The 13200-nt window shown below is 49.7% G+C and carries 11 protein-coding genes; 4 read left to right on the top strand and 7 right to left on the bottom strand.

The genetic code is table 11. The annotated features are described in order from the left end of the window. Positions 1 to 2 precede the first annotated feature (2 nt). Entirely contained in the window at positions 3 to 1082 is a 1080-nt protein-coding gene (locus tag BMW93_RS11435) for a YncE family protein (protein WP_229240365.1), read from the top strand. 35 nt (positions 1083 to 1117) lie between these two features. On the opposite strand, the gene BMW93_RS11440 is transcribed toward BMW93_RS11435, so the two are convergent. The 7 genes from BMW93_RS11440 to BMW93_RS11470 form a co-directional block, all read right to left on the bottom strand. After that, on the bottom strand, positions 1118 to 1741 hold the full coding sequence (locus BMW93_RS11440; protein ID WP_090375495.1) for a thioredoxin family protein: 624 nt from the start codon (positions 1739 to 1741) through the stop codon (positions 1118 to 1120). A gap of 12 nt (positions 1742 to 1753) precedes the next feature. After that, on the bottom strand, positions 1754 to 2236 hold the full coding sequence (locus tag BMW93_RS11445; RefSeq protein ID WP_090375497.1) for a TlpA disulfide reductase family protein: 483 nt from the start codon (positions 2234 to 2236) through the stop codon (positions 1754 to 1756). Positions 2237 to 2354: 118 nt separating this feature from the next. Next, the gene (locus BMW93_RS11450) at positions 2355 to 3095 is read right to left on the bottom strand and encodes a M48 family metallopeptidase (protein WP_229240366.1); all 741 of its coding nucleotides are present in this window, start codon (positions 3093 to 3095) and stop codon (positions 2355 to 2357) included. Positions 3096 to 3163: 68 nt separating this feature from the next. Further along, on the bottom strand, positions 3164 to 4501 hold the full coding sequence (locus tag BMW93_RS11455) for a DEAD/DEAH box helicase (protein ID WP_090375499.1): 1338 nt from the start codon (positions 4499 to 4501) through the stop codon (positions 3164 to 3166). A gap of 37 nt (positions 4502 to 4538) precedes the next feature. Then, positions 4539 to 5534 carry a class 1 fructose-bisphosphatase gene (fbp, locus tag BMW93_RS11460; RefSeq protein WP_090375501.1) on the bottom strand — a complete coding sequence of 332 codons (996 nt, stop codon included), beginning with the start codon at positions 5532 to 5534 and terminating at the stop codon, positions 4539 to 4541. Positions 5535 to 5799: 265 nt separating this feature from the next. Next, on the bottom strand, positions 5800 to 8439 hold the full coding sequence (locus BMW93_RS11465; RefSeq protein ID WP_090375503.1) for a valine--tRNA ligase: 2640 nt from the start codon (positions 8437 to 8439) through the stop codon (positions 5800 to 5802). Between the two features lie 78 nt (positions 8440 to 8517). Continuing rightward, positions 8518 to 10356, bottom strand: a complete 1839-nt coding sequence (locus BMW93_RS11470; protein ID WP_090375505.1) for a sensor histidine kinase KdpD — start codon at positions 10354 to 10356, stop codon at positions 8518 to 8520. 170 nt (positions 10357 to 10526) lie between these two features. Here BMW93_RS11470 and BMW93_RS11475 point away from each other — a divergent pair, with 170 nt between their 5' ends. The 3 genes from BMW93_RS11475 to obgE all read left to right on the top strand — a co-directional run bounded on the left by BMW93_RS11475 (position 10527) and on the right by obgE (position 13132). Next, positions 10527 to 11366: a T9SS type A sorting domain-containing protein gene (locus BMW93_RS11475; protein WP_229240367.1), complete on the top strand. Its 840-nt coding sequence runs from the start codon at positions 10527 to 10529 to the stop codon at positions 11364 to 11366. Positions 11367 to 11524: 158 nt separating this feature from the next. Next, the gene (locus BMW93_RS11480; RefSeq protein WP_090375509.1) at positions 11525 to 12097 is read left to right on the top strand and encodes an adenylate kinase; all 573 of its coding nucleotides are present in this window, start codon (positions 11525 to 11527) and stop codon (positions 12095 to 12097) included. A 27-nt stretch (positions 12098 to 12124) separates the two neighbouring features. After that, positions 12125 to 13132 carry a GTPase ObgE gene (obgE, locus tag BMW93_RS11485; RefSeq protein WP_090375511.1) on the top strand — a complete coding sequence of 336 codons (1008 nt, stop codon included), beginning with the start codon at positions 12125 to 12127 and terminating at the stop codon, positions 13130 to 13132. Positions 13133 to 13200: the final 68 nt, after the last annotated feature.

Consider the following 13200-nt stretch of genomic DNA (forward strand, 5'->3'; position numbering starts at 1 on the left):
AAATGAAAAAACAGTTAGCCAGTTCATTAGCGATAGCGTTTTCTACCCTCGCAGTATGGTCGTGTAACCAAAGTGACCCGGCACCAAAGGGTGATTATGTGAGTGGCGTTTTTGTAATGAATGAGGGTAATTTTTTGCAAAATAATGGTGGTATCTCCCATTTCGCGCGGGAAAACAACACGGCTACCGCCGATGTTTTCGCGGCAGCAAACGGAACAGCATTGAAGGGCGGCGTGCAGGATTATGCGGCATCGGAAGAGCAGGGCATTATCCTCGTTGACAATTCGGCGGCTGGCCAGGACAAGGTGCAGTTCGTAGAACGCTACACTTTCAAGGACGAGGGTACCATCGGCGCACCGGATATCGAAAATCCCCGCGAAGTAGTGATCGTCGGCAGAAAAGCATACGTTTCTTGCTGGGGCAGTAATTCAGATTATCAGTACGGTACAGGCTATATCGCGGTAATTGATTTGACCACAAAAAAGGTGACGCAGAAAATCAATATTGCGAAGGGGCCTGAAAACCTCGTTTACAATGCCGGAAAGCTGTTTGTAGGTACGACCACATTTACCAACGGAAAAATTCTGACGGTTATCAATACCAATACCGACCAGGTTGCCCAATCGATTCCAATGGAAGGCGTGGTGACGCCGATCGGTGTTGATGTGAATGGTAAGGTTTGGATTAATGCAGGTATCAAAGCATTGCGTCTGAACCCTGAATCGCTGGTAACGGAGGCTACATTGGCCATCGGAACCGATGCTGCGAAAGTCCCTGGTTCGTTTACGATGAGCAACGACCTGAAAACAATCTTTTTTGTATTGACAGAGTTTGACGCCAACTTCAATGCATCCGGTAAAACTTACAAGTTCAACATTACAGATTCACAGGTTGATGTAAGCAAACCGTTTATCAGCCGTTATTTCACCGGTTTGACCATCGATCCTACCCAAGGATTGCTGTACGCTGCCGTAACGCCTTCCCAGACCCAGTCAGGCTACGCAGTGCGTTACCGTGGCGACGGAAATGTGGTCGATTCTATCAAGGTAGGCATCACACCGACAGGATTTTTCTTCCAATAAAATCAAAAGCCCGGAAATTTCCGGGCTTTTGATTTTTAAGCATTCTTCCACTTAATACCACACCCCACCGCTCTCGCCGATGGCGTGGTAACGGCTGCTTTACCAGCCAGCAGCTCATTCACTGCATTCTCCACATATTTCTGGCTTGCGGCCTGCGGATCGCCCTGGTTGTTGTCGATCGCGCCGATGTAGGCCACTTTGAATTTCTCACCGTCTTTTCTTACCACAAACATGTGGGGCGTATTGGTCGCGCCAAATGCTTTGGTAATGTTCTGAGTTTCGTCGGACAGGTACGGAAACGTGTAACCTTTCGATTTGGCACGCTGCTGCATGGCCTGGAACGAATCACCGGGCGAGGCATTCACGTCGTTCGGCTGAATGGCGATCACGGGGTAGCCCTTGGCCGCGTATTTTTCGTTCAATGCGATGATCCGCTCTTCATAAGCCCTCGCAACCGGGCAGGTGTTGCATGTAAATGCGATAATGTAGCCTTTGACGTCCTTCTGACCGCCGAGCGACACCATTTTACCATCAATCCCTTTCAAACTGAAATCCTGAACCTCGTCGCCCACTTTGTAGCCATCAGCCTTAAATGCGGTACTCTGAATGCAAAACGCCAGTAACAGCGCCAGAAATGATGCGGTTTTTACCTTTTTCATAAGCGTATGCGTTTATAATTGATTGATAATGGATTGCAACTCTCCTTCCTTCACCGGTTTACCAATAAATTTCCTCACCTGACTTTTCTCGTTCACGATCAGCGTCATAGGCAATGCGCCCGACCATTCGGGCACCAGCTTATCCACCCAGGTGTTGAGATCGGGCTCATTCAGTAAAACGACTTTCGATTTCAGCTTCCTTTGTTTTACAAAAGGCTTCACCTTGTTATCCAGCGTTTTGACATCGTCCATGCTCACGAGCAGTACCCTCACTTTTTTCGAAGAGCCGGTTTTATGTAATGCCTCAAACTGCGGCAGCTCCTTCACGCAAGGCCCGCACCACGTCGCCCAGAAATTGATCACATTCAAAGTATCGTCCTTCACCCGCACGAGCCGCTCCAAATCCTCGTATTTAATCACTTTCACCGATTGAGCACGGACCGGGCAGACCAGGCAAAAAAGCGGAATGAAGAAGAGCCAGATTCTTTGTTTCATAAGGTCACTCTGCACAAAAATTATACCACATTTAAGGTAAACAAATGATTATGAGCAATATAAATAAAACAAAAAAGTCTCCCAAGCGGGAGACTTTGAATTTCGGGACTATGCCACCTTACTTGAAAAACCCTTGCGGGTCGGGCATCTTGGCTTTAAGTAGTTCAACAAAGTCGAGGTTCAGCTGGCTGAAATCCAGGTTCCGGCCTTTGTGCAAATGTTCCCACGACTTGTCGAGCTCGCTGAGATTGTAATGTAGCAAAGCCAGATTATACTGTCCAAGCGCATAAGTCGAATCGATGGAAACTGCGTGTTTCAGTAAATCGCCCGCCTCGTCCAACTCCTCTTTCCGGCTGGTAATCGCATACAGTTTCAGTTCAACCGTCGATAAATCCACCAGCAATGGCACATTGTTTCCTTGCAGGCTCACGCCCTTACTCAGCATTCTTTTGGCATCCACCCAGTTTTCGCGCTGGTACGATACAACCCCGAGCCCCCAGTAAGCCTCCACATTCTTGTCGTTCAACAGGTGGGCGAGATTGAAGCGGTAACAGGCCGTGTCCAGAGAACCTTCCTGCAAATATTCCCACGCACGGGTCGCAAAAAAACTGCTGGCTTCCGCGCGGCTGGAAAATGATTTGTCACATTCACTCAGGAATTTGATCTCTTCATCAATCTGCTCCGATGTCTTACTCACTTCCCCGAAGAGCGGGATAATGCGTCTCTCTTTTAAATCAAGGGACTTTTTGGGGGCAACGTTCGTATCTGTGCTTGGACCCGCGCTTGCCAGATGCGTGTTTTGAGCAAAGCTCAGCACAGGTATCAAAAGGGCAAGCCAAATTACAACAGACTCTTTCATAATTGACTTTAATAGAAGACAGGTTTTCTATTGTCCAAGTTAAACGGTTTTATTGGAATTGTATTGCATTACCGGCGTTTACTTCTTCCGGCCCCTCCCCTGCGGCCCTTACTGGTATTCCCGGAGGGTTTTCTGGTCGTGGGGTAGTTGTGCTTCTTCTCGTGAAACGCCCCCTTGAACGTCGGATCTTCTTTCCGGCGCTGGTTATCGATCTCGCGCAACATATCCTGTCGCTCCTGGAAAGGCGTCTCGGCAATGTAGACATCATCGGGGAACTCCGCCCTCGGGATCTCTGTCCGGATCATCGCCTCGATCTTCCGGATATGGTACTCGTCGGCGATGGTCATGAAGGTAATCGCATTACCGACCGTATTCGCCCGGCCCGTCCGACCGATCCGGTGGACATAATCTTCATAGATCAACGGCACATCGAAATTGACCACATGGCTCACTTCGGTAATGTCGATACCGCGTGCTACCACGTCGGTCGCTACCATTACGCGGATATTCCCTTCCCGGAATGCTTCCATGGCATTGATTCGGGTATTTTGTCCTTTGTTTGCATGGATTACGCGCAATTCGGCCTCAGGTACTACCCGGTTGAGCAAATTCTGATGCACCAATCCGGCTACCTCACGGCTGCGCGTGAACACAAGTACGCGTGTGAGAACCTCCTTGTCTTCCAGTAAATAGGATAGTAAATTGATTTTGGTACGGAAGTTCGGCACCTCGTAGAGCACCTGAGTCACCATTTCGGCAGCAGTTGCTTGCGGGGTGACTTCGATTCGTGTAGGGAATTCGAGAAATTCGTGGGAAAGGTTTTCGACCTTACCTGAAAATGTGGCCGAGAAAAGCATATTCTGCCGTTTACGCGGGATAATTTCCAGCAGCTTGCGGATTTGGGGCATAAAACCCATATCCATCATTTTATCAGCCTCATCGAGCACCATCGCATTCAGGTGTTTTACGACGATTTCTTCCTGAAAATACAAATCCATAAACCGCCCCGGCGTAGCTACGATAATGTCGACGCCCTTACGCAATGCCTCGATCTGCGTTTTCGGGCCGACGCCGCCGTAGAGTACCACGGTACGGATGTCGGTGTATTTACCCAGCTGTGTGATGGCTTCGGAGATTTGCATCGCCAGCTCGCGCGTGGGGGCCATAATTAATGCCCGTGGATGCTGTCCCTGGGCATATTTGATGCGCATTAATAAAGGTAATGTATAAGCGGCGGTCTTGCCTGTACCGGTTTGCGCGATGCCCAGAATGTCCTGTCCGGCCAGCGCCACGGGTATTGCCTGCTCCTGAATGGGTGTCGGTTCGGTGTAACCTGCTTCTTCAATCGCATTGAGCAATTGACGGTTGAGCTTAAACTGCTCGAATGAGTTTTGCGTAGTCTGCATTCGGCAAAGTTACGAAAACTAAAACGGTAGCCGGTTATCAGCCCTTCACAACGTCATCGACAAGCCCGGCCGAGCCAATATAAAGCGGCGAACGCTGGTGGAACGACTGCGGCACGATATCGAGAATGCTTCCGAACCCGTCGCTCGCCTTACCGCCCGACTTTTCGGTGATAAACGCCAGCGGGTAGCATTCATAAAGGAGCCGCAATTTGCCTTTCGGGTCTTTTTTGGTGGATGGATAAAGGTAAATACCGCCTTTGAGCATATTCCTGTGAAAATCGCCCACAAGCGACCCAATGTACCGCGCGCTGAAATTTCTTGATTTGCATTGCGCCACATATTGCTGCACAAACGGTGGATAGCTGTGGTAATGCCCCTCGTTCACAGAGTAAATCTTCCCATCAACCGGTGTACCTATATTTTTATGGGATAAAATGAATTCCCCGAGCGACTGATCAAACGTAAAACCATTCACACCATCGCCCGTTGAATACACGAGCATGGTCGACGAACCATAAAGAATGTACCCGGCCGCGATTTGCTTCCGGCCGCCTTGCAGGAAATCCTCCATCGAAGCCGGGCCATTAATAGGGGTTACCCTTCTGTAAATGGAAAAGATCGAGCCGATCGAAACATTTACGTCGATATTGGAAGAACCGTCCAGCGGGTCCATGGCTACCACGTACTTGCCGTGGTCGTTACCTGTGTGTATAATGTCTTCTTCCTCTTCCGAAAGTATGGCGCACACTTCCCCACCGTTTTTCAACGCGCGTATGAAGCGGACATTGGCGACGATATCGAGCTTTTGCTGGTCTTCGCCTTGCACATTTTCGGTCCCGTTCCCGCCTACAATGTCGATCAGCCCAGCCCGGTTAATTTCCCGGTTGATGATCTTCCCCGCAAGCGCGATGTCTCGGAGCAGTTGCGACAACTCGCCCGTCGCGTACGGGAACGCGCTTTGGCTGTGCATGATAAACCGGTCGAGGGTGACACCCACCGGTACCACCAGATCCTGTACTGTTTTCGCCGCCATAGTCAATTGAGTTACATGAGATTGGCAGGAAATTTACACCCGGATTTTTCCTATTTCCAAACAGTTTGAGCTATTAAATTTTTTTAAAAATTAATATAATTTTATCTCCATAAATTCATTGATTAATCCTAAGGGTGAGCTATTTACGAGGTCGTCGTGTTGCACTTTTTAAATGTCCGATCGACATTAATCCGTATTCTTGCATAACAAAAAAGCACAAGGCGCTAATGCCCTGTGCTTTACATAAGAGTTGTATTTCTGACGCTTATTTAAGCCTCGCCAACGCTTCGGTCAATGTCGCGATCTTTGCCTCGGCGTCGGCTTGCTTGGCCTTTTCCTTTTCGACGATATCACCTTTCGCATTAGCCACGAAACGCTCGTTCGAGAGCTTTTTCATGACCGATTCGAGGAAGCCTTTCGTGTATTCCAATTCGCGCAAAAGATTCTCGCGCTCTGCTTCCACATCCAGCTCATCAGCCAGGTTCACAAAGAACTCATCCGACTTTACCCGGAACGACGTTCCTTCCGCTTCGCCAGTCACATAACTGATACCTTCCACATTCGCCAGCTTTTCGATCAGCGGGGTTAATGCAGTATAGCGCTCGCCCGCATCCGTGCGGATCGCGAGTGGCAATGCTGTTTTTGGACTAATACCTTTTGCATTGCGCAGGTTACGAATGGAAGAGACCAGTTCAAACAAGATATCAAAGTCATTCAGTAATGCCTGATCGAACTCAGCGGCCTGCGGGAAATGCGCGATACAAATCGAATCGTTTTCGCGTCTTTCAATAATATTCTGCCAAATCTCTTCCGAAATGAACGGCATGAACGGGTGCAACAAGCGCATTTGCCGATCGAAGAAATCGAGCGTGGAATCGTAAGTCGACAGGTCGATCGGTTGCTCGAAGCCTGGCTTGATCATTTCCAGGTATTGCGCGCAGAAATCATCCCAGATCAGCTTATATACCGAATTCAAGGCATCCGAAATACGGAATTTCGAGAAGTGGTCCTGAACCTCGGCCAGGGTCTGGTTCAATTTGCTTTCAAACCATTGTACTGCCAGTTTCGAACCTTCGGGAACCGGAAGCTCGCTGTCAACCGTCCAGCCTTTCACGAGGCGGAATGCATTCCATACTTTATTACCAAAATTCCGGCCCTGCTCGATCAGCTTCTCATCGTAGGGCAAATCGTTGCCCGCCTGCGAGCTGAAAAGCATTCCGGTACGGATGCTGTCCGCACCATATTTATCAATCAGGTCGATCGGATCGGGCGAGTTACCCAGCGATTTCGACATTTTACGGCCCTGCTTGTCGCGGACGATGCCGGTCAGGTACACATTCTTGAATGGATACTGACCGCGGTATTCATAACCTGCGATGATCATCCGCGCCACCCAGAAGAACAGGATTTCAGGAGCGGTGACGAGGTCGTTGGTCGGGTAATAGTAATTTACATCCGCATTATCCGGCTCTTTGATCCCATTGAAAACCGAGATCGGCCACAGCCACGACGAGAACCAGGTGTCCACCACGTCGGGGTCCTGGGTAAGGTCTTCTTCGGTCAATGCAAAAAGCTGGTATTCGTGCTGGGCCTTCCGCAATGCCTCCCGTTTCGACTTCGCGACGATAATCGTACCGTCGTTCAGGTAGTAAGCCGGAATGCGGTGGCCCCACCAGAGCTGGCGGCTGATGTTCCAGTCGCGGACATTCTCCATCCAGTGGCGGTAAGTATTCTTGAATTTCGCGGGAATCAGCTGAACGGTGTCGTTCATCACATTCTCGAACGCCGGCTTGCTGATCTTCTCCATTTTCAGAAACCACTGCTCCGAAAGCCGTGGCTCAATCACCGAATCCGTCCGCTCCGAATGCCCTACATTCGACCGGTATTCTTCCACTTTCACCAGGTTACCCGATTCTTCGAGCAACCTGACGATCTTCTTGCGGGCAATGAAGCGATCTTCGCCTACCAGGATCTGCGCCTTCTCATTTAAAGTACCATCTTCATTCAGAAGATCGATAATAGGCAGGTTATGACGCTTTCCAAGTTCATAGTCATTCGTATCATGTGCTGGCGTCACTTTCAGGCACCCCGTACCAAACTCCATTTCCACGTAATCATCCGCGATAATCGGAATCGCCCGGTTGATCAACGGAATCAACACTTTCTTACCAATCAAATGCTGATAACGCTCATCGGCAGGATTCACACAAATCGCCACATCGGCCATAATGGTCTCAGGCCGCGTAGTAGCGATCACAACGCCTCCCTCGGTCCCTCCTCCATTCTCCTCTTCCAAAGGATACCGCAGATAAACCAGCTTCTGATTCACCTCCTTCATGATCACCTCCTCGTCGGAAACGGTCGTGCGCGCCTGCGGGTCCCAGTTCACCATCCGGTGGCCTCGATAAATATCACCTTTATTGTAGAGGTCGATGAAAACGTCGATCACCGAATCGTACAAATCCGGCTCCATTGTGAAGCGCGTACGGTCCCAGTCGCAGGAAGCGCCGAGCTTGCGGAGTTGTTTCAGGATAATCCCGCCGTATTTGTGCGTCCATTCCCAGCAGTATTCGATGAATTCGTCGCGGGTAATGTCGCGCTTGCTGATGCCTCGCTCTTTGAGCATCGCCACCACTTTGGCTTCGGTAGCAATGGAAGCATGGTCGGTGCCGGGTACCCAGCACGCCTCTTTGCCTTCCATCCGCGCCTTGCGCACGAGAATATCCTGAATGGTATTATTGAGCATATGCCCCATGTGCAGCACGCCGGTGACGTTCGGCGGCGGGATCACGATGGTGTAGGGTTCTTTGTCAGGATTGGGTTTCGACTGAAAGAACTTGTTCTCTATCCAGTAGGAGTACCATTTATCCTCTATCTCCTGAGGGGCATAAGTTTTGGAAATCATTGCGTGTTCAGAAATTTACCGTAACTGTCGGTTAGTCATCTTAAAAAGACGGCAAGTTAGCGGTTACGGGCGATATTTCTAAACTATTTGCTCCTCTTTGCGGACCGGCAGCCAGATCGTAAATGTGCTTCCCTCACCCGGTTTGCTTAGCAGGCGAACGGTTCCATCGTGCGCTTCCACCATCTTTTTGACATAACTCAACCCGAGCCCGAAGCCTTTCACATCATGCACATTACCCGTGGGTACGCGGTAGAAAGTATCGAAAACGCGCTGCTGCTGTTCACGGCTCATGCCTATGCCCTTATCGGCGATCGATATGGCAATACCGCCGTTTTCATTTTTGGTATTGATCATTAAATGCAGCTTTTCCGGCGAATATTTGATCGCATTGTCGATGAGGTTGTTCAAAATATTGGAGATATGCACCTCGTCCGCCGCCACTACATCCTCTTCCGCATCGAAATTCAGATCTACCTCGCCTTCCTTCTGCTCGATCTGCACGCTCTGGCCATTCAAAGCCGCACCGATCAGGTCATGAATATTGGTTTCGGTGATTTTCAGTTTGACATGGCCTTTATCGAGCAATGCCATTTGCAAAACCTTCTCCACGTGCGTCCCGAGCCGCTTGTTCTCTTCGCGGATAATCCCGAGGTAGCGGTCAAGCCGCGCGCCTTTGGGATTATCCATCAGTGAAGCCGAATTCTCGTGTGCCATTTCCGCAGCCAATGCGATGGTCGAAATAGGCGTTTTGAACTCGTGGGTCATGTTATTAATGAAGTCGTTCTTGATATCGGAAAGCTTTTTCTGGCGAAGAATGGTCGTCACGGCCATATAGAAGCAGGCCATGATCACGATGATCAGAATACCCGAGCCGCCGAACATCACGCCCATATTGCTGAGAATGTACCGCTGCTGATCAGGGAAGAACACATATAATGCATTTTGCGCGCTCAATGTCTCGTTTGGAAAGAGCGACGCTTTATACGAGCGCTCCTCCCACTCCCCCGGACGCATACTCACGGTCGAGAAAATGAGGCTGTCCGGCGACCCGCCACGTACGGCGCCGCGTACCGCAAACTCATAGGGCAAGGTTACACCATTCTGAATGAGTTGCTTTTTCAATAAGGTATCCAGCAAAAAGCGGTTCACGCGCTGCTCGATCGGCCTTTTGGTATAAATAAAATCCTTCATGACCTCTTTGAGCAGCTCGGCGCGATCAGGTTCCCCCGTATTCAGGATAGTTTTTGATTTCTGTTTTGCCCATTTCGAGTTTTCCGGCAATGTTACTTTCCGGTTCGCTATGTTCCTGGCAACCGAATCCTTTTTTGTCAAATCACCTTTTCGCCGGATTTCGGAATCGCCCATATTGCGCATGGCATTGCCTAAACGACGCTCATCGTCGAGCCTGCGGCGCATAAATTCGTCGATACCAGCCATACCATATTGCTGCGCCTGGAAAAACTCTTCGATAATCCGCTGCTGATGGTCCACCATGACTCTGAAATTGGGGCTTAGCACGTCCGTAGGCACGGCTTCGGTGATGATCTGGTAATGGATTTCCTCACCATTAGGCCCGATGGCCACTTCCATGCGCGGTTGAATGCGGGTGAGTTGCTCTTGCATGGGTGCTTTGGGCGTAACCGGGGCGGTCCGCTTCACGGGCATCTCGCGCAGCTGCGCAATGCGGTCAAGCCTGCTTTTCTGCTGCTCGGCCTCGATGCGCCGTTGCAGGAGGTACATCATTTCCTGCTTTTCCAACCGGTGCACCACCTGCTGTACCGACTCGGAGACTTTCTGATTAAACTGGTCGTTCTTGATCGCGATCGCCTCCCTGATCCAGTACCATTGAAAGCCGATGAGGCCGATCAATGCGAGGCACATCAGCCCTACGATAATTTGTATTTTCCGCTTGGTCATAATTTTCGCTTCCCGTATGCAACGCGGGCCGTACTTTGCCCGACATTTTGCCAAGAACAAATTTAATGTTTCGCCCCCGGCCGAAGGTGTTTTTAACATTATTTAACAGCGCCTCAAGCAACATAGCCATGGTTTTGCAATTCATTCAGACTCAAAACAAAAACTGCTTTATGAAAACTGTTTCTATTCAAAAACTGACATGGTCGCTGCTGCTCGTGGCGGCACCGGCGCTGCTATCCGTTGCGCAGGCCCAATCCGACAAAAAACCTAAAAAGGATGACGACGATCAAAAGACCAGCATCCACATCCGGGTAACGGAGGATGATAACGGCAAGACACGCGACATTGAAAAAAGCTACAAGGTGGGCGCGCTGAGCGATGACGAAAGGCAGAAATTCGTCGATAAAGTACTGGACTCATTGAATGTCGACAAAAAGCGCAAGCAGACCATTTCCATCACCGTCGATGACGGTGCCGACGGTGTGATAGCAGCCAAAAAACGCAAAAAAGTGATCGTCGACCACCGCGATCCGCGCGAGCCGATGGTATTCCACTGGGACGGCGACTTCAAATACGACCTGGATTGGGATTCGGAGAAATTCAGCCACGATATGAAAAAGATCGAGAAGGATTTCAACAAAAACTTCCATCCCAAAGCCAAAATGATGATGCGCGATATGGAGGATTTCGGCAAGAATTTCGGCAAAAGCTTTGATTATGCCTGGGATAACAGCTCAAATGCCAAAGGAGCGAGCATCCGGTCATTGAACGCCTATACAAACAACCCGGCCGACGACGTGCTCAACCTCCGTTTCAGCGTTCCCAAAAAGGGGAATGTGACGGTAACAGTGACCGACACGAAAGGTAAGGAAGTAGGCAAAAAGGAGATTCACGAGTTCGAAGGCGAGTACGTAGGTCAGATCGAACTTAAGAAAAATACAAAAGGAACGCTGTTCGTAACGGTGGTTCAGGATGAAGATGGAGCGGTGAAAAGGGTGGTTATTCCCTGATTGGAGCCACTTTTACGATAGCGAATCCCCTTTGTCGGAAATGACGAAGGGGATTTTTATTGTAAAAATTATGCAACAATTTCGCACACATCATGGTAAGAGTTGTAAATTTGCCGCTTATTCACCAATCTACCGCGACATCAATTTTTGAAGCAACTATGCTGAATCTTATACTGTTTGGCCCTCCGGGCGCCGGGAAAGGTACCCAAAGTGAAAAAATAATTGCAAAGTACAATTTGATCCACCTTTCGACAGGAGATCTGTTACGCTCGGAAATTCAGGCTGGAACAGAGCTGGGACTGAAAGCCAAAACTTTGATGGACCAGGGTATTCTGGTACCGGACGAAGTGGTGATCGGGATGATCGACAACAAGTTGAAAGAAAACCGGAACGGTGCGGGTTTCATCTTCGACGGGTTCCCGAGAACGGTGAAACAAGCCGAAGCACTCGACAATTTGCTTACGAGCTACAACGAAAGCATTTCGGTGATGGTCGCATTATCGGTTGACGACGATGAGCTATTGGCCCGTCTTCTGAACCGCGGCAAAACTTCCGGTCGTCCCGACGACCAGAACGAAGAATTGATCGCAAAACGCATTCAGGAATATAACAGCAAAACAAAACCCGTTGCCGATTATTACCAGGAACAAGGTAAGTTTATCGCTATCAACGGAATAGGTGAAATCGATTTTATTTTCGGGGAAATCTCGAATGCGATCGAAGCAGCCTGATTTCTATTTTTTTTTCACTATACCCACATGGCCTCCTCTAACTTCATCGACTACGTAAAAATCAATGCGCGCTCCGGCAACGGCGGTGCCGGCTCCATGCATTTCAGACGTGAAAAACACGTCGAAAAAGGCGGGCCGGACGGCGGCGACGGCGGACGCGGAGGTCACGTGATATTGAAAGGCAATTCCCAACTCTGGACATTGCTGCATTTGAAATACACCAAACACGTAAAGGCATTCGACGGTAAAGGCGGAGAAGGCGGACGGCGGACAGGTGCGATCGGAAAGGACATTATCCTGGAAGTTCCGCTGGGCACGATCGCTAAAAATTCCGAAACCGGCGAGCAGCTATTCGAAATTACCGAAGACGGACAGGAAATGATCCTGCTGCGTGGCGGTCGCGGCGGAATGGGTAACGACCATTTCAAATCCGCTACCAACCAGACGCCCCAGTACGCCCAGCCCGGCGAACCCGGGAAAGAAGAATGGTTCATCCTCGAACTGAAAGTACTGGCGGACGTGGGTTTGGTAGGTTTCCCGAATGCCGGTAAATCCACATTACTTTCGGTAGTATCCGCCGCCAAGCCCGAAATCGCCGATTACCCCTTCACCACCCTGGTTCCTAACCTCGGCGTAGTGCCTTACCGCGACTACAAATCCTTCGTCATGGCCGACATCCCGGGTATTATCGAAGGGGCGTCACAAGGTAAGGGCCTCGGGTTACGCTTCCTGCGGCACATCGAACGCAACTCCATCCTGCTTTTCCTGGTACCGGCCGACAGTGAGGACATCGAAGCGGAGTACCAGACACTGGTGCAAGAACTTCGCTTATACAATCCTCAACTGCTGGACAAGAACCGCATTCTTGCCATTTCCAAAATGGATGTAATCTCTGACGACGAACGGGTTACATTACAGAAAAACCTACCGAACGGCGTTCCCACACTTTTAATTTCTGCAATAACCCAAGAAGGGATTGAACAATTAAAAGACAGGATATGGGAATTGATCAATTCGCCGTTCCCCGTACAATAATAATTTCTTGAAAGAGGCAACCTTTCGATGCAAATTGTGTGTCCAAGCAGTTATTTCAAAGAATTTAT

This window comes from Dyadobacter sp. SG02, assembly GCF_900109045.1.
GTDB lineage: Bacteria > Bacteroidota > Bacteroidia > Cytophagales > Spirosomataceae > Dyadobacter.